14 protein-coding genes and 1 other RNA gene are annotated in these 16,000 nt (G+C 67.0%); 7 read left to right on the forward strand and 8 right to left on the reverse strand.

What is annotated here, in order from left to right:
• Nucleotides 1-9 precede the first annotated feature (9 nt).
• Nucleotides 10-2,046, reverse strand: coding sequence for an NADH:flavin oxidoreductase (locus BGI51_RS11395; RefSeq protein ID WP_187981205.1), 2,037 nt, complete (start codon nt 2,044-2,046; stop codon nt 10-12).
• Nucleotides 2,047-2,223: 177 nt separating this feature from the next.
• Between BGI51_RS11395 and BGI51_RS11400 the strand changes: the two genes are divergently transcribed.
• The 3 genes from BGI51_RS11400 to BGI51_RS11410 all read left to right on the forward strand — a co-directional run bounded on the left by BGI51_RS11400 (nt 2,224) and on the right by BGI51_RS11410 (nt 4,866).
• On the forward strand, nt 2,224-2,973 hold the full coding sequence (locus BGI51_RS11400) for an electron transfer flavoprotein subunit beta/FixA family protein (protein WP_187981206.1): 750 nt from the start codon (nt 2,224-2,226) through the stop codon (nt 2,971-2,973).
• A complete protein-coding gene (locus BGI51_RS11405; protein WP_187981207.1) occupies nt 2,973-3,899 on the forward strand; it encodes an electron transfer flavoprotein subunit alpha/FixB family protein in 927 nt (308 codons plus the stop codon). The genes BGI51_RS11400 and BGI51_RS11405 overlap by 1 nt, the downstream gene beginning before the upstream one ends.
• Nucleotides 3,900-3,984: 85 nt before the next feature.
• On the forward strand, nt 3,985-4,866 hold the full coding sequence (locus tag BGI51_RS11410; RefSeq protein WP_187981208.1) for a glycine betaine ABC transporter substrate-binding protein: 882 nt from the start codon (nt 3,985-3,987) through the stop codon (nt 4,864-4,866).
• 58 nt (nt 4,867-4,924) lie between these two features.
• Here the strand turns inward: BGI51_RS11410 and BGI51_RS11415 are convergent, their stop codons facing one another.
• From BGI51_RS11415 to BGI51_RS11425, 3 genes are all read right to left on the reverse strand, one after another.
• A complete protein-coding gene (locus BGI51_RS11415; RefSeq protein ID WP_187981209.1) occupies nt 4,925-6,454 on the reverse strand; it encodes an apoptosis inducing factor family protein in 1,530 nt (509 codons plus the stop codon).
• An 81-nt stretch (nt 6,455-6,535) separates the two neighbouring features.
• Entirely contained in the window at nt 6,536-7,450 is a 915-nt protein-coding gene (locus BGI51_RS11420) for a cation diffusion facilitator family transporter (RefSeq protein WP_187981210.1), read from the reverse strand.
• Nucleotides 7,450-7,875, reverse strand: coding sequence for a hypothetical protein (locus tag BGI51_RS11425; RefSeq protein WP_017639149.1), 426 nt, complete (start codon nt 7,873-7,875; stop codon nt 7,450-7,452). The genes BGI51_RS11420 and BGI51_RS11425 overlap by 1 nt, the downstream gene beginning before the upstream one ends.
• Before the next feature lie 127 nt (nt 7,876-8,002).
• Between BGI51_RS11425 and BGI51_RS11430 the strand changes: the two genes are divergently transcribed.
• Nucleotides 8,003-8,078, forward strand: a non-coding RNA gene (locus tag BGI51_RS11430) — sX9 sRNA.
• Between the two features lie 43 nt (nt 8,079-8,121).
• Nucleotides 8,122-10,626: an ATP-dependent helicase HrpB gene (gene hrpB / locus BGI51_RS11435; RefSeq protein WP_187981211.1), complete on the forward strand. Its 2,505-nt coding sequence runs from the start codon at nt 8,122-8,124 to the stop codon at nt 10,624-10,626.
• Nucleotides 10,627-10,690: 64 nt separating this feature from the next.
• Here hrpB and BGI51_RS11440 read toward each other — a convergent pair whose 3' ends face one another.
• Nucleotides 10,691-11,194: an Lrp/AsnC family transcriptional regulator gene (locus tag BGI51_RS11440; protein WP_133862081.1), complete on the reverse strand. Its 504-nt coding sequence runs from the start codon at nt 11,192-11,194 to the stop codon at nt 10,691-10,693.
• Nucleotides 11,195-11,332: 138 nt separating this feature from the next.
• Between BGI51_RS11440 and BGI51_RS11445 the strand changes: the two genes are divergently transcribed.
• Nucleotides 11,333-12,268 (forward strand): DMT family transporter, encoded by a 936-nt coding sequence (locus BGI51_RS11445; protein ID WP_187981212.1) that lies wholly within the window; start codon nt 11,333-11,335, stop codon nt 12,266-12,268.
• Between the two features lie 83 nt (nt 12,269-12,351).
• On the opposite strand, the gene BGI51_RS11450 is transcribed toward BGI51_RS11445, so the two are convergent.
• Nucleotides 12,352-13,092, reverse strand: a complete 741-nt coding sequence (locus BGI51_RS11450; protein WP_187981213.1) for an NPP1 family protein — start codon at nt 13,090-13,092, stop codon at nt 12,352-12,354.
• Nucleotides 13,093-13,443: 351 nt separating this feature from the next.
• Between BGI51_RS11450 and BGI51_RS11455 the strand changes: the two genes are divergently transcribed.
• Nucleotides 13,444-13,872, forward strand: a complete 429-nt coding sequence (locus BGI51_RS11455; protein ID WP_187981214.1) for a pyridoxamine 5'-phosphate oxidase family protein — start codon at nt 13,444-13,446, stop codon at nt 13,870-13,872.
• A 138-nt stretch (nt 13,873-14,010) separates the two neighbouring features.
• On the opposite strand, the gene BGI51_RS11460 is transcribed toward BGI51_RS11455, so the two are convergent.
• Together BGI51_RS11460 and BGI51_RS11465 are read right to left on the reverse strand one after the other, a co-directional pair.
• Nucleotides 14,011-15,219, reverse strand: a complete 1,209-nt coding sequence (locus BGI51_RS11460; protein WP_187981215.1) for an amino acid deaminase — start codon at nt 15,217-15,219, stop codon at nt 14,011-14,013.
• Nucleotides 15,216-15,989 carry an IclR family transcriptional regulator gene (locus BGI51_RS11465; protein WP_044342118.1) on the reverse strand — a complete coding sequence of 258 codons (774 nt, stop codon included), beginning with the start codon at nt 15,987-15,989 and terminating at the stop codon, nt 15,216-15,218. Before BGI51_RS11465 ends, BGI51_RS11460 begins: the two co-directional genes overlap by 4 nt.
• Between the last annotated feature and the right edge of the window lie 11 nt (nt 15,990-16,000).

The raw sequence follows: 16,000 nt of genomic DNA on the forward strand, positions 1-16,000 counted from the left end.
CTCGCTGGGCTACAGATCCTTCATCAGGCGCAGCGCATCGTAGATCGCCGCATGGGTATTGCGCGCGGCCACGGCATCGCCGATACGGAACAGCTGGAAGCGCCCGGCCGGGTTGGTGACGAGGTTCTGCGGCTTGCCGGCGATCAGGTCCTGGTGCTCCACGGCGCCGTCGTTCTTCGACTGTGGTCGCAGCTCGAAATAGAGATCGTCCAGTGGCACGGTCCCGTGGTTCACCACCACCTGATCGATCACGCGTTCCTTGTGCACCGGGCCGTAGTCGCTCTTGAAGGTGGCGACCAGCCGACCTTCGCGCCGTGCGACCCGGTCGACGCGGTAGGTCACCGTGAAGGTCACGTCGAGATCCTGCAGCGTCCTCATGTAGGGCACCAGGTTCATGGCCATGACTTCCGCGGAAAAGGCCCGATCCGGGGTGACGATCTCCACCTGGGCGCCGCTCCTGGCGATGACCTCGGCGGCCTGCAGGGCGGCATGATCGCCGGCGTCGTCGAAGATCAGCACCTGACGACCGGGTTTGACGTCGCCGGAGATGATGTCCCAGGTCGAGACGGTGAGGTCGTTGCCCTGGCTGAGGATCTCGGTGTGGGGCAGGCCGCCGGTGGCGACGATCACCACGTCGGGTTCTTCGGCCAGCACCGTGTCGGCCTCGGCCCAGGTGTTGAAGGCGAATTCCACGCCCAGACGGTCGCACTGGGCCATGCGCCAGTCGATGATGCTGATCATCTCGCGCCGCCGTTCGCTCTGGGCGGTCAGGCGGATCTGGCCGCCGGGGCGATCGGCGGCTTCGAACACCTTGACGCGGTGGCCACGCTCCCCGGCTACCCGCGCCGCTTCCAGGCCGGCCGGGCCGGTACCTATGATCACCACCTTGCGCGGCAGCGCCGCCCTGGGGATGTCGTGCGGCATGGTGGTCTCGCGGCCGGTGGCGGCGTTGTGGATGCAATAGGCCGCGCCCCCCTGGTAGATGCGATCCAGGCAATAGTTGGCGCCGACGCAGGGGCGGATCTCTTCTTCGCGCTTCTCGATGATCTTGCGCACGATATGCGGATCGGTCATGTGCGCCCGGGTCATGCCGATCATGTCGACCTTGCCCGAGGCGATGGCGTGGCGCGCGGTGGCGACGTCGGGAATCTTCGCGGCGTGGAAGGTCGGAAAGCCGGTGGCCGAGCGGATTTCACCGGCGAAATCCAGGTGCGGCGAATTGCGCATGCCCTGGATCGGGATGACGTCGGTCAGGCCGGCATCGGTTTCGATATGGCCGCGGATCACGTTGAGGAAATCCACCAGGCCACTGTCCTTGAGCAGTCGGGAGATGGTCATGCCGTCGTTGGCGTCGATGCCGCCGGGCAGGGTCTCGTCGCCGGTGTAGCGAATGCCCACCAGGAAGTCTTCGCCGCAGCGCTGGCGAATGCCGCGCAGGATCTCGAAGGTGAAGCGCATGCGATTTTCCAGCGAGCCGCCATAGGGGCCGTCCAGGGTATTGGTCAGCGGCGACCAGAACTGATCCATCAGATGGCCGTAGGCCTGCAGCTCCAGGCCGTCGAGGCCGGCGTACTTCATGCGCTCGGCGGCGTCGACGTAGTCCTTGATGATGCGCTCGATATCCCAGTCTTCGATCTGCTTGGGGAAGGCCCGGTGCGCCGGCTCGCGCTCGTGGGAGGGCGACACCACCGGCAGCCAGTCCGCCTTGTCCCAGCGGGTGCGGCGGCCCAGGTGGGTGAGCTGGATCATCACCGCCGCGCCATGCTCATGGCATTCGTCCGTCAGGTCCCGCAGCCAGCCCACCACCTCGTCCTTCCAGGCCAGCACGTTGTTGAACACCGGCGGGCTGTCGCGGGAAACGGCCGCCGACCCGGCCGTCATGGTCAGGGCGACCCCGGCCTTGGCGCGCTCGACGTGATAGGCGCGGTACAGCGCCTTGGGCATGCCGTCCTCGGGATAGGCCGGCTCGTGGGACGTGGTGATGATGCGATTGCGCAGGGTCAGGTGCTTGAGCTGGTACGGCTGCAGGAGCGGATCGGTGGACATCTCGGGCTCTCCGGGCTGAAGACATCAGGCGTGTTTTCACTCAATCTGGGGTGAATGTACATTAGTGTCAATAAATAAATCCATCGTGTACATTTCTCTTGCCGACGACGCCGAGCCATGGCTAGGATTGGCCCATCTCAGGTGGTAGCCACGGCCCCAGGGGCCCCAGGAGAGACGATGAAAGTGCTGGTCGCGGTGAAGCGCGCCATCGATCCGAACATCAAGGTGCGGGTGAAGACCGACGGTTCCGACGTCGAGCTGGCAGGCGTCAAGATGGCCTTGAATCCCTTCTGCGAAATCGCCGTCGAGGAAGCCATCCGCCTCAAGGAGAGGGGCATCGCCCAGGAGGTCGTGGTGGTGACGGTCGGCGGCAGCGCCGCGCAGGAGCAATTGCGCGTGGCCCTGGCCCTGGGAGCGGATCGAGCGCTGCTGGTGGAGCTGCCGGGCCCCCTGGAACCCTTGAACGTGGCCAAGGCGCTGACCCGGGTCGTCGAGCGCGAGCGTCCGGACCTGGTGCTGTTCGGCAAGCAGGCCATCGACCAGGAAAACAGCCAGACCGGCCAGATGCTGGCGCAACTCGCCGGCCTGCCCCAGGCCACCTGCGCCTCGTCGCTGAGCCATGCGGCGGGTGAATGGATCGTCGAGCGTGAGATCGATGGCGGGCGCCAGACCGTCGCGCTGCGCTCACCCGCGGTCGTGACCTGCGATCTGCGGCTCAACGAGCCCCGCTATGCCTCGCTGCCCGCGATCATGAAGGCCAAGAAGAAGCCGCTGGAGATGCTTGACGGCACGGCGCTGGGCATCGCGACCAAGACGCATACCCGCTTGCTGGGCGTGCAGCCTCCCATCCAGCGCTCAGCCGGCATCCGGGTCCAGTCCGTCGATGAACTGGTGAGTCACCTCAAACAGCGTGCGGGAGTGCTCTGATGGCTACCTTGATCCTCGCCGAACAGCACCAGGGCCAGCTCAAGGCTGGCACGGCGAACGTTGTCATGGCGGCCAGGGAGCTGGCGCAGCCCATCGAGTTGCTGTTGATCGGGCCAGGTGCTGCCGCGGCGGCGGAGCAGGCGGCGGCCCTGGTTGGGGTGGACCGGGTGCTGGTGGTCGAGACCGCCGCGCCGTGCGCCCCGGAAAGCCAGGCCGAGCTGATCGCCGGGCTGGCGGGCCGGCAGCCCGGGCAGTTGTTGGCCGAGGCCAGCGTCCAGGGGCGTAGCGTCCTGCCGCGGGTGGCAGCCTTGCTGGATGTGGGGATGATCGCCGAGGTCATCGGCATCGACAGCCCGACCGTGTTCCGCCGGCCGATCTATGCCGGCAGTGCCATCGCCCGAATCGAATCCCTCGATGAGGTGCAGGTCCTGACGATTCGCGCGTCCGCCTTCGCCCCGGCGGAGCAGGGGGAGCCGACTTGCCCGATCGTGCGCCTGGAACAGGCGTTGCTACCGGCGGCGAGCCGCGTCGTCAGCGAGGTGCTCAGCACCAGCGCACGGCCCGAGCTGGGCAGTGCCCGCGTGGTGGTATCCGGCGGGCGTGGTCTGGGCAGCCGGGAGAACTTCGCCCTGGTCGAGCGGGTGGCCGATCGACTGGGTGGCGCCGTCGGGGCCTCGCGCGCCGCGGTGGATGCCGGCTTTGCCGGCAACGACCTGCAGGTGGGCCAGACCGGCAAGCATGTCGCGCCCGATCTCTATGTGGCCGTGGGGATCAGCGGCGCCATCCAGCATCTGGCGGGCATGAGCGGTTCCAAGGTCATCGTCGCCATCAACCAGGATGCCGAGGCGCCCATCACCCAGGTGGCCGACTACACCCTGGTGGCCGATCTGTTCCAGGCCCTGCCGGACCTGGAGCGGGCGCTCTAGCGGACGCTTTCTACTCAACAACAACACGTTCTTCGCCTTGAGACTGCCAGCAACAACAACACTACAAACGCCGGAGATAGAGCTGATGAATGTTGCACAGAACATGAAGCGCAAGGTGCTGGGTCTGGTCGCCGTGGTGGGCCTGACGATCGCCAGCCAGGTAGTCCAGGCCGCCCAGGGACCGGTCCGCATTGGCTGGGTCAACTGGTCGGACGCGGAAATCACCGCGAAGCTTGCCCAGGTCGCCATCGAAGACCAGCTGAAGTTGCCGGTGAAGCTGGTGCAGGCTGACATCGGCATCCAGTTCCAGGCCATGGCCAATGGCAGTATCGATCTCATTCCCATGGTCTGGTTGCCCACCACTCATGCGGTGTTCGTCGACAAGCACAAGGACAGGCTCACCGATCTGGGCGTGCTCTACGAGGGCAAGCTGGGGATGGCGGTGCCGGAGTCCGTTCCCCAGGGCGAACTCTCCAGTATCGAGGACCTGAAGAAGCCGGAAGTGCGAGCCAAGCTCGACGGCAAGATCCTTTCCTCGGAAGTCGGCAATGGCCAGTACAAACTGACCGAGAAGGCCTTCGACGTCTATCAGCTCAAGGGCTACAAGATCGTCGCTTCGTCCGAAGTCGGCATGCTCACCGAGATGGATCGCAATCTGAAGCGCGGCAAGTGGTCGGTGATCAATGCCTGGAGTCCGCACTGGATGTTTTCCAAGTGGAAGCTGCGCTATCTCGACGATCCCAAGGGGGTCTTCGGCACGGCGGAGCAGATCCATGCCATGGCGCGCAAGGAATTTCCGGCCGAGTACCCGCAGGTTGCCACCTTCTTCGCCCACTACCACCTGCCGGCCGGCGACTTGCAGCAGCTGATGCTCCAGGCGCGTGACAGTTCCGCCGACAAGGTCGTGGCCGATTACTACGCGGCCCACAAGCAGCTGTTCAGCGAGATGTTCAACGCGAAGAACTGAGGCGCCTCGGAGCGACCGGAACGCCCCTGTCCCGCAGGTGCGTCCGGGTCGTTCCCGCTCAGGACGTTGCCAGGACGTCCAGGGCACGTGCGCGTGATAGCGGCTGGCGCATGAGCTGGCTCAGCACCGCGGTGGCGCGCTCCCGCTGGCAAGCCACGACGCCGACCACCCGGTCTTCGGCCAGCAGCAGGGCGACGAAGGTCTGGTCGCCCAGGCTACCGTCGAGGTGCATGTCGTCCCACTGGCGGGGATGACCGAGGTATTCGTAGCGCTTGCCGTGATGCAGGGTCCAGAAGAAGGGCACGTCCGCGTAGCGTTCGGCGTGGCCGAGCAGATTGCGCGCCGCCAGGCGGCCGTGTTGCTGGGCCAGGCGCCAGTGTTCAATGCGGGTCGGCTGACCGGCAAAGGGAAAGGTGGCCAGATCGCCAACGGCGTAGAGGCCCGCGGCGGCCTGGAGCTGGGTATCCACCGGGACGCTGCCGTCTTCGGCCAGGGGTAGATTGGCCAGGAAGGCGGTCGCCGGGGCGATGCCGGTACCCACCAGGACCAGGTCGGCGGGCAGGTGGGTGCCGTCCTTGAGGCTGACCTGGCGCACCTGGTCGTCGCCGGCAAAGCCCACCACCTCGCTGGGAGCATGGAAGGTCACGCCATTGGCTTCATGCAGGGTCTTGAAATGCTGGCCGAGGGTCTCGCCCATCTGCTTGACGAAGGGCAGGGAAGCGGGGGCGACCACGTCCACCGCCAGGCCCTGCTTGCGCAGGGCGGAGGCGGCTTCCAGGCCGATGAAGCTGGCGCCGACGATCACCACGCGGCCTTCTTCAGGCAGATTGGCCAGGATGGCGGCCGCGTCGGCGCGGGTCCGCAGCAGGTGGACGCCCTTGAGCTCGGCACCGGGCACGTCAAGGGGCCTGGGTTCGCCGCCGGTGGCGAGCACGCAGCCGTCGTAGTTCAGGGTCTGGCCGTTGGCGAGTTCCAGCTGGCGGACCTGGGGATCCAGGCGCGTCACCTCGACGTGCAGGCGTTCGATGCGCTGCTGGCGGAAGAAGTCGGCCTCGCGCAGCGGTGGAGCTTCATCGGGGGCCTTGTCGCCCTGGAGGACGAATTTGGACAGGGCGGTCCGGTCATAGGGTTCACCCGGTTCGCGGCCGATCAGCAGCAGGCGGCCGCCAAAGCCGAATTCTCGCAGGGCCGCCGCTACGGCGGTGCCCGCGGCGCCCGCACCGATGACGATGAACAGGCGATCGTCGGACTGGGGCTCCGCCGTCTGCGCGGGCAGGGGCTCGGTCCCGACCAGCACCTCGCCGTCGCGCACGTCCACCGGATAGCGTTGCAAGGCATCCAGCGCCGGCGGTTCGCAGAGGCGGCCATCGTCGACGGCGAAACTCGCCTTGTGCCAGGGACAGACCAGGCGGCCCTGGCAGACCGCGCCCTCGGCCAGCGGCGCGCCGGCGTGAGGGCACTGCGCCTGGAAGGCACGTACCTCGTCACCGACGCGCAGCAGCAGGATTGCGGTGCCTTCGATCTCGACCGCGGTACCGCGGTCTTCGCGCAGGTCGGCAAGGTGCGCGACCGGGTGCATGGTTTTCATGGTGGACTCCGGCGCCGTCTGGGGCGCTCTCTCGAATCAGGCTCAGCAGATTCGAGAGGGCGCAGCGGCGCCGGGTTCCGCTCAGGGGGCGGGCGGCAACGGATGACGGTGCGGAACGTCGGGTGCGTCCAGCGGATCGGCGTGGACCAGCACCTCGGCCTGGGGATACTCGGCGCGGATGGCGGCTTCCACCTCATCGCACAGCACATGGGCACGGGACAGGCTCATCTCGCCCGGCAGCTCCAGGTGCAGTTGCACGAACCAGTGATTGCCGGAGAGGCGGGTGCGCAGGTCATGGGCACCTTCCACCCCCGGAACCTGGCAGGCCAGCTGCAGCATGTGCTCGCTGATGTCGGCGGGCAGTTCCTGGTCCATCAGCACGCCAAAGGAGTCGCGGGCGATGCCGTAGGCGCTCCAGAGGATGTAGAGGGCGATGGCCAGGCCGAACAGCGGATCCAGCCAGTACCAGCCGAAGCCGGTCAGCGCCAGGGCGATCAGGATGCCGACATTGAGCAGCAGGTCGGAGCGATAGTGCAGGGCGTCGGCGCGGACCACCGTGGAGTCGGTGAGGCGGATGACGTGCTGCTGGTAGGCCACCAGCACGGCGGTCAGGGCCAGGGAAAACAGGGTGACGGCGATGCCCAGGGCATGGGCACCCAGGGGTTCGGGTTGCTGCAGCCGCCCGATGGCCTGCCAGGCGATGAGCACGGCGCTGACGCCGATGAAGACCGCCTGGGCGATGCCGGCCAGGGACTCGGCCTTGCCATGGCCATAGCGGTGGTCGTCGTCCGCCGGCTTGAGGGCGTAGTGCACCGCCAGCAGGTTGAACACCGAGGCCAGGCCATCGAGCAGCGAGTCGGTCAGGCCGGCGAGCAGGCTGACCGAGCCGCTGAACCACCAGGCCACGGCCTTGGCCAGGATCAGCGTCGTCGCCACCGCCACCGAGGCGGCAGTGGCGCGACGCAGGAGCCGCTCGGTGCCGTGCGGGTCGCTCATCAGGCGCGCGGGGCGAGGCCCAGGCTGGCGAGCTGCTCGTTGCTGCCGCTGCGCTGCAGCAGGCGCGGATCGTCCAGCGGCAGGTTGTGGCCGGTGGCCTGCTGGATAATGGCCTTGAGGCGCGCGCGATCGACGCTGCCATCCGGGTTGACCGCCTTGTTCAGCTCGCTGGGATCAACCTCGGCGCGCTTGTTGTCGGGCAGGTAGATGGCGCCGGTGGCGAAGTCCACGCCAAAGGCGATCAGGCCGGGAATGATGTAGAACAGCAGGCCGATGGCATCGAGGGCGACGATGCCCGGATCGATCCGGCCACTGCCGGTGATCTGGCCGCGGCGCTCGGGATAGAACAGCGAACCGCAAGCGGTCAGCTGGGTGAACAGGGCTGCGGCGAGGACGCCACACACCGCGCGGGTACGCATCGACATAGACAACCTCCGGTTGGATGAGGCCGCCACTATAGCGGCCGGAATCACGGCGGGCGAGACGCTTTGGAGCGACAAACAAAACTACTGCGCGTCTGCCATACAGGCGCGTGCAGTGCTCGGAATCCTCATGTACCACTCGTACACTGCGGTTCCTGCGCGCCGCGCGCACCTGCCTGACAGCCGCTCGCTACATTTTGTTAGCCGCTCTTATACTGCCCGCCCCGTTGAGACCACCGGCCGTGCCCAATGACGCCCTTGCCCATCGATGTTGTCCTGCCCGAGCTGCGCCAGGCCCTCGCCCACCGCGATGACTGCGTGCTGGAAGCGCCGCCGGGGGCCGGCAAGACCACCCGGGTGCCCCTGGCGCTGTTGCATGAGCCCTGGCTGGCCGGTCAGCGCATCCTGCTGCTGGAGCCGCGCCGGCTGGCGGCGCGCGCCGCCGCCGAGCGCCTGGCCGCGGAACTGGGCGAAGGCGTTGGCGAGACGGTGGGCTATCGCATCCGCCTGGAAAGCCGGGTAGGCCCGCGCACCCGCATCGAGGTGGTCACCGAGGGCATCCTCACCCGACGGCTGCAGGACGATCCGGCGCTGGAGGGCGTCGGCCTGGTGATCTTCGACGAATTCCACGAGCGCAGCCTGGACGCCGACCTGGCCCTGGCGCTGACCCTGAGCGGCCGCGAGCTGCTGCGTGACACCCCGCTCAAGCTGCTGGTGATGTCGGCAACCCTGGAAGGCGAACGCCTGGCTGCCTTGCTGGGCGGAGCGCCGGTGGTGCGCAGCGAAGGGCGCATGTTTCCGGTGACGACCCGCTGGAGCCGACCGCTCGGCCAGGACGAACGCCTGGAGGCGCGGGTGGCCGCCACGGTGCTGCAGGCACTGGACGAGGAGACCGGCAGCCTGCTGGTCTTTCTGCCCGGCCAGGCGGAGATCCGCCGCACTGCCGAGCGCCTGGCGGAGCAACTGCCCGCGGGGGTATTGCTCTGTCCGCTGCACGGCGAGCTGGAGCTGGCCGCCCAGCGCGCGGCCATCGAGCCGGCGCCGGCGGGTACGCGCAAGGTGGTGCTGGCCACCAACATCGCCGAGACCAGCCTGACCATCGAAGGGGTGCGGGTGGTGGTGGACGCGGGCCTTGCGCGCGTGCCGGCCTTCGATCCCGGCAGCGGCATGACCCGCCTGACCACCCGCCGCATCTCCCGTGCCTCGGCGACCCAGCGCCAGGGTCGCGCCGGCCGCCTGGAACCGGGGGTCTGCTATCGACTCTGGTCGGAAGAGCTGCATCAGCAGCTGCCGGCCTATGACAGCGCCGAGATCCTCCAGGCCGATCTGGCCGGTCTGGCCCTGCAACTGGCGCGCTGGGGCATGAACGCCGAGGAGCTGGCCTGGCTCGATCCCCCGCCCGCTGCCGCCCTCGCCCAGGCCCGCGATCTGCTGCTGCGGTTGGGCGCCCTGGACGACCAGGGCGTGCTCACGCCTCACGGCCAGGCCATGAGCGGCCTGCCGGCCCATCCGCGGCTGGCCCACCTGCTGTTGCGCGGTCAGGCCTGGGGCCTGGCCGAGCGTGCCTGCGAGATCGCCGCGCTGCTGGGCGAGCGCGACCTGACCCCGGGGCAGGGCGCCGATCTGCACACCCGTCTCCTGCTGCTGGCGGGCGAAGGCCGGGGGCCGCGCGGCGGCGTGGCGCGCATTCGTCAGCTGATCCGCCAGTATCGCGGCCTGTTGCGCGGCCCGGCCGGGCAGCCGGTGGCCGATCCCGAACACCCGCGCTGGACCGGCGCTTTGCTGGCCTGCGCCTATCCGGATCGCATCGCCCAGCAGCGCAAGGCCGGCGGCCAGGACTATCGCCTGGCCAATGGCCGGGCCGCCAGCTTTGGCGAGCCGGATGGGCTGATGAAATCGCCCTGGCTGGTGGTGGCCGACCTGGGCAGTCGCCAGGGGCAGCGCGAAGAGCGCATCTACCTCGCCGCCGAACTGGATCCGGCGCTGTTCGAAGGGCCGCTGGCCGAGCAGGTGGTGAGTCACGACGAACTGGACTGGGATGAACGCGAGGGGGTGCTGCGTGCGGAACGCCAGCGGCGGATCGGCCAACTGGTGCTGAGTCGCGAGCCGCTGAAGAATCTGGACGCCGCCGCCCGCAGCCGGGCGCTGCTCGGGCTGGTGCGGCGCAAGGGCCTGGAGTTGCTGCCCTGGACGCCGGACTTGCGCCAGTGGCAGGCGCGGGTGGCGCTGCTGCGCCAGCTGGACCTGCAGCAGAAGCAGACGAGCGACTGGCCGGATGTGAGCGACGCCGCCCTGCTGGTCAGCCTGGAAGACTGGCTGCTGCCCTATCTGGAGCGCGTCACCCGGCTGGCCCACTTCGCCACTCTGGACCTGGCCACCATGCTGCAGGGCCTGCTGCCCTGGCCGCTGCCGCGGCAATTGGACGAGCTGGCGCCGCGCAGCCTGGCGGTGCCCTCCGGTTCCAGCATCCGCCTGGACTACAGCGAGCAGCCGCCGGTGCTGGCGGTACGGCTGCAGGAGCTGTTCGGCCTGGCCGACACCCCGCGCCTCGCCGGTGGACGACTGGCGGTCAAGCTGCACCTGCTCTCGCCCGCGCGGCGACCGGTGCAGGTCACCCAGGACCTGGCCAGTTTCTGGGCCAATACCTATGGCGAGGTGAAGAAGGATCTCAAGGGTCGCTATCCCAAGCACTACTGGCCGGACGATCCCTTGATCGCCGAACCCACGGCGCGAGCCAAGCCGCGGGGAACCTGACCGAAGCCTCGAGCGGAACCGCCTGGACGTAGGCCCGACCTGACTGGCCTGGCGTTCCGCACGCTCAACCGTTGCTGCCGGCCGGACGCTTTCGCAGATGATTGGTGGGCAGGGCCGTGGTGTATTTCACCTGGCTCAGGGCAAAGCTCGATCTGATGCTGGCCACGACGGGGATGGACGTCAGGCAGTCGAGCAGGAGCGTCTGGTATTTGCTCAGGTCTTCGCTCACCACCCGCAACATGAAGTCCGCCTCGCCGCTCATGAGGTAGCACTCCATCACTTCCGGGCGCTCCTTGATCGCATTGGTGAAGATCTCCAGGGACTGCTTGTCCTGAAGCTTGAGCGACACATGCACGAAGACGTTGATGGCCAGGTTGAGCGCTGCCGGATCGACCAGCGTCACAGCGCCGCGCAGGACGCCACGCTCCTTCATTTCCGCGACGCGTCGCCAGCAGGGTGAAGCGGAAAGGCCCACGATGTCGGCCAGCTCCGCATTGCTGAGCTCCGCATTTTCCTGAAGCGCATCGAGGATACGCAGGCTGGCCTCATCGAGCGTCGCTCGGCTCATGGTGAGATTTTCCTATGCTGCTCATTTTGTGGGTAGAACTTACCTATCTTCTCTTTTTAGAGGAACAGATAGGTGCGTTTTTTCGCTGGTATCGCCGCATCATGACCCTGGGAAATCTGCTTGCGACAGGGTGGCACCATGAGCGTTTCAATCCAGCATCTGGCGAAAAGCCGCATCAAGGGCCGGGGCATCTCCTCCACCTACCTGTGCCTGGGACTCATGGTGCTGCTGTGGGGCAGTAGCTGGCCGGTGACGAAGCTTGCCCTGCACAGCGTGCCGCCGCTCTGGCTGGCGACCCTCAGATTCGCCAGTGCCGCGCTCTGCCTGTTCGCCTATCTCGGCGTGCGCGGGCAACTCAGGCGGCCCACCCGGCAGGACCTGCCCATCGTCGCCAGCGTTGGCCTGTTGCAGATGATGACCTTTACCGGACTCGGCATGGTGGCGATGGTGCATGTCGACACCAGCAAGGCCGTGCTCCTGGCCTACACCACGCCGCTGTGGTGCGTGGTCGTGGCCTGGGTGCTGTTTCGTGAAGTGCCGACCCGGCTGCAGCTTGCCGGGCTGCTGGTGGGGATGGCGGGCGTCGTCGCGGTCTGCTCCCCTGGAGAGCTCGACTGGACGCAGCCGGACACCCTCGTGGGGGCGGCCTTCCTGCTGCTGGCGGCGGTGAGCTGGGCGTTCGTCATCCTGCATGTGAAGCGCCACCGCTGGGTAACCCCGGCCCTGCTCCTGGCGCCCTGGCAGATGCTGTTGGCCACCATTCCCCTAGCCATTGCCGCCTACCTCGTCGAGGGGCCGCCGGTCGCCATCGTCTGGGATCGAACGCTGGTCGAGGCACTGTTGTTCATCGGTCCGATCGCGACGTCGGCCTGCTTCGTCATCTCGGCGGAGCATGGGCGGAGGATCTCCACGTTCGGCATGTCGAATTTCACCCTGGGGGTGCCGCTCGTGGGTACCGCCTTCTCCTGTCTGGCGTTTGGCGCGACCGTCTCCCCGCTGTTTCTCACCGGGCTCGGTCTGGTGATCCTGGGGGTCGGGGTCTCGGCCCTGGCTACGCGGACCGGCCGTCGCTAGCGGGGTGTCTCCGCAGTCGCCAGCACATCGTTGGCTGGACGCCTGCGGCCACGCAGCCAGGGAGCCCCAGCTACCCCACAGGGTCACTGGGTCTGCCAGGCCTTCTGCAGGTTGGACCAGAAGGCCCCGCCATCCTTGAAGGGTACGTTTGCCGCGCCAAAGTCATAGCTGTTCAGGGTGTTCTTGGCGGGTACCGGCATCCGGCTCCAGCTGATCAGTGGCTGGCTGCGCCCCATGTCGTTGGTGGCATCGGGAGAGTGGTCGGCGAAGCCCTTGTAGGTCGCATGATAGGTGACCTTGGGATGGACGCCCTGGGCGAGATAGCCGCTGCGGCCGCGCCAGACGGGGGGATTGAAGTTCACCTGATATTTGCCGTGGGTGGAATAGTCTATCTTCAATATGGGCGAGCCGACTTTGCACTCATTGGTCCAGACGACGATATCTTCCCAGTCATGGCGATGACCGCCGGCGGCGCCCAGATAGTTCGGCGGCTGATCCTTGGGGAAATACCAGGAATACATGATCGCGCAGTGTTTGAAGTATTCGGCCATGCGCGAATAGACCTGGCCATTGGTGCCGCGACAATGCCCATCCGGAGCGCCCGAGGGATGCAGGCCGCCGCTGACATTGCCCGCGGAATCCACCGCCGGATAGTTGTTGCAGGAGTCCGGACCGTCGGCAATCATCGGCTGATAGTAGTATTCGACGGCGGTGGCGTCGGCACGGATCTGTTGTACCTGATCGTGGTTGATAACGGCGGCGAATACCGGTGACGTCAGGCAGAGTGTCGTGGATACCATCAATAGCGAGATCTTACTGCTCATGAAGAATCTCTCCGCTAAGTAGTAGGGCTGGCGTTCATTCGAAGATGGGGTGCTTGCCGAAAGTTGCTGTATCGGCAACCAAGTCGAACTTGGTCCGCTGGGATTTTCCCTGGCGCGCTTGTTGATTTTATTTAACGGCGGTGACACTTGAATGGCAGGTGCGGCCTAAGAAAGGGAGCGTTGGCATAAGGCGACAGGGGGATGACCGATCTGCATGAGTGCAGGTCATTTCCACTGAACGCCCTCCGTCCGAAAAGCCCGGTCGCGACCGCCGCGCCGGAACCAAGCGGCCGCCGCCCCCGGTCTGAATGCAGACGGGCACTGCCTGCCCGTCCAACCGGAGCGACCCCCATGGCCGACAAGACCCTGCACGACCTTTCCAAAGCGATGCGCGATCTGGATTTCTGCATGCTGACCACCGGCACCGGGCGTTTGACCAGCCGGCCGATGAGCAACAACGGCGACGTCGAATATGACGGGGACTCCTGGTTCTATGCCTACGAGGACTCGGCCAAGATCCGCGACATCGAGCAGGATCCGGCGGTGGGGCTGAGCTTCAGCGAGGGCAAGAGTCTGCTCGGCAAGCCCGGCCTCTTCATCGGCATCGAAGGGCATGCCGAGCTGATCCGCGACAAGGCGCAATTCGAGGCGCACTGGACCAAGAGTCTGGACCGCTGGTTTCTCCAGGGTACCGACACGCCCGGCATGATCCTCATCAAGGTGCATGCCGAGCGCGTGCGTTACTGGGATGGGGAGGAAGAGGGCGAGCTGCGCCCCTAGGCTTTGTCTGAAAGGTGCCTGCACTCGGTCATGCTGCGTTAAAAATCTGTTCGGAATGCTCATTTACCATTCGTAAACTCCGCTTCCTCACAGATTTTTGCCTTGCCTGACCTTCGTTCGACGACCTTTCAAACAAGCCTAAAAGCAGGTCGCGAAGGTCTCCACGACCTGCAGACCTTCGTCGACGATGCAGCCCTGGCGCCACTTGTCGAAGGTCAGGCAGGGGTGCGAGGTGCCCAGGGCCATGATGTCGCCGATGGCCAGTGCGGTCCCCGGGGCGACGACCATGAAGGCGTGCTGGTCCATTATGGCCGTGACCGTGCAGCCGCTGACATCGATGGCTTCAGCTGCAGTCTGGCCGGGCCGGTAGCGGCGCAGCGGCAGCGGCAGGCCGGCATCGTGGGCGATGTCGCGCTTGCCCAGGGCCAGGATGGCGAAACCGGGTTCGGGCAGGGATTGCACGTGAGCCCAGACCTCCAGCGCCGGTTGCAGACCCTCGTTCAGACCGGTGCGGGCCAGGACGCCACGCTGGGCCTCGCGATAGATCCCATGGTCATGGACCACATAGCTGCCGGGCCGCATGACGGCGAGAAAGCGCTCGCGCACTTCCAGCTGGTCGAAGGCGGCGGCGATCAGGTCGTACCAGGCCGAACCCGAAGCGGTGACGATGGGGCGGTCGAGGGCGAAGGCGCCTTGGCCGCGCAGTTCCTCCGCCAAGCGCACCAGGGAATCGGCGAAGGCGCGGATGTCGGTGGCCGCCTCGGCGCCGTGGATCACCCCCTCGTAACCTTCGATGCCGGTCAGGCGCAGCGCCGGTTGCCCGGCGATGGCCCGGGCCAGTTCTCGTACCTCGGCTTCGCTGCGGCAACCACAACGGCCGCCGGGTACGCCGTATTCGATCATCACCTGCAGCGCCAGCCCCCGTGCGCCAAAGAAGGCGCCCAGGGCGGTGACCTGGTCGGGATGATCCACCAGGCAATGGAAGTCGAAGTCCGGATCGGCGGCGAGCAGCTCGGCGATCAGCGCCATGTTGGGCGCCCCCACCAGCTGGTTGGCCATCAGCACCCGGCGTACGCCCTGGGCCTGGGCGGCGCGGGTCTGCACCGCGGTGGCCAGGGTCATGCCCCAGGCGCCGGCGGCGAGCTGGCGCTGGAAAAGTGCCGGGGCCATGCTGGTCTTGCCGTGGGGCGCCAATTCGGCACCGCGGTCGCTGGCGAAGGCCTGCATCCAGGCGATGTTGTGGTCGAGCGCAGCCTGGTGGATGACCAGGGCGGGCAGGGCGATGTCGCTGAGCAGGCTGGCGCCAGGCGTGGTGGCGCCCTTCTCGGGAGCTTTGAGGATGGTCATGGATTCTCCTGGCCGCCCAGGCGCTGGGACAGGCGGCGGGCGCTGTCGACCAGCACCTGGCGGTACTCGGCATGGTGGGCCTGGGCGTCGGCGCGGGGCGCTACTATGCACAGGGTGGCGATGCTCAGGCCGCTGGCGTCCTGCACCGGGGCGGCGAAGCAGTGGGTGTAGGTGTCGGCGATGCTGTCGAAGGAAAAGAAGCCTTCGGCGCAGGCGCTGCGGATCTCGGCGATAAAGGTCGCCGGGGGCAGGCGGCTGCCGTCGGGCAGGATGAAGTCGTCCGGATCGATCAGGGCGAGGATCTCGGCATCGCTCAGATGACCGAGCAGCAGTCGCCCGGACGCGGTCCAGGGAATGGGCGCGTCTTCGCCGACATTGGACGAGATGCGAAAGGCGCGGGCGCCTTCCTTCATCAGCGAGACGGTGTACTTGCGGCCGTTGAGCTGGCACAGCTGGGCGGTCTCGCGGGTCTGGGCGACGATGTCGTCCAGCAGCAGTCCGGCCTCGCGGGCCAGATCGAAGTGGCGCAGGTGCGCCTGGCCGAGAAAGTACAGCTCGCGGCCTAGATAGACCTGGCCGTCGCGGCCCACGGCATCGAGCATGTGCCGCTCCAGCAGCAGGCCGACCAGGTCGTAGACGGTGGACTTGGGAATGCCCAGGCCCGCGGCGATCTCGTTGGGGCGCAGCGGCCGACCCACCCGCTTGAGGTGATCGAGGATGTCGAAGGCGCGGTCCAGGCCGCGGGCTCGTTGGCGGGTAGGTTCGGTCATCTGTGCGGTTT

It is taken from the genome of Pseudomonas oryzihabitans (assembly GCF_014522265.1).
Classification (GTDB): Bacteria; Pseudomonadota; Gammaproteobacteria; order Pseudomonadales; family Pseudomonadaceae; genus Chryseomonas; species Chryseomonas aestiva.

Coding starts and splice junctions, on each gene's coding strand:
- BGI51_RS11405 (WP_187981207.1), top strand. CDS start 2,973: ATGGCTACCTTGATCCTCGCCGAACAGCACCAGGGCCAGCTCAAGGCT.
- BGI51_RS11440 (WP_133862081.1), bottom strand. CDS start 11,194: ATGAGCCGAGCGACGCTCGATGAGGCCAGCCTGCGTATCCTCGATGCG.
- BGI51_RS11455 (WP_187981214.1), top strand. CDS start 13,444: ATGGCCGACAAGACCCTGCACGACCTTTCCAAAGCGATGCGCGATCTG.
- BGI51_RS11410 (WP_187981208.1), top strand. CDS start 3,985: ATGAATGTTGCACAGAACATGAAGCGCAAGGTGCTGGGTCTGGTCGCC.
- BGI51_RS11415 (WP_187981209.1), bottom strand. CDS start 6,454: ATGAAAACCATGCACCCGGTCGCGCACCTTGCCGACCTGCGCGAAGAC.
- BGI51_RS11465 (WP_044342118.1), bottom strand. CDS start 15,989: ATGACCGAACCTACCCGCCAACGAGCCCGCGGCCTGGACCGCGCCTTC.
- BGI51_RS11400 (WP_187981206.1), top strand. CDS start 2,224: ATGAAAGTGCTGGTCGCGGTGAAGCGCGCCATCGATCCGAACATCAAG.
- BGI51_RS11445 (WP_187981212.1), top strand. CDS start 11,333: ATGAGCGTTTCAATCCAGCATCTGGCGAAAAGCCGCATCAAGGGCCGG.
- BGI51_RS11425 (WP_017639149.1), bottom strand. CDS start 7,875: ATGTCGATGCGTACCCGCGCGGTGTGTGGCGTCCTCGCCGCAGCCCTG.
- BGI51_RS11420 (WP_187981210.1), bottom strand. CDS start 7,450: ATGAGCGACCCGCACGGCACCGAGCGGCTCCTGCGTCGCGCCACTGCC.
- hrpB (WP_187981211.1), top strand. CDS start 8,122: ATGACGCCCTTGCCCATCGATGTTGTCCTGCCCGAGCTGCGCCAGGCC.
- BGI51_RS11395 (WP_187981205.1), bottom strand. CDS start 2,046: ATGTCCACCGATCCGCTCCTGCAGCCGTACCAGCTCAAGCACCTGACC.
- BGI51_RS11450 (WP_187981213.1), bottom strand. CDS start 13,092: ATGAGCAGTAAGATCTCGCTATTGATGGTATCCACGACACTCTGCCTG.
- BGI51_RS11460 (WP_187981215.1), bottom strand. CDS start 15,219: ATGACCATCCTCAAAGCTCCCGAGAAGGGCGCCACCACGCCTGGCGCC.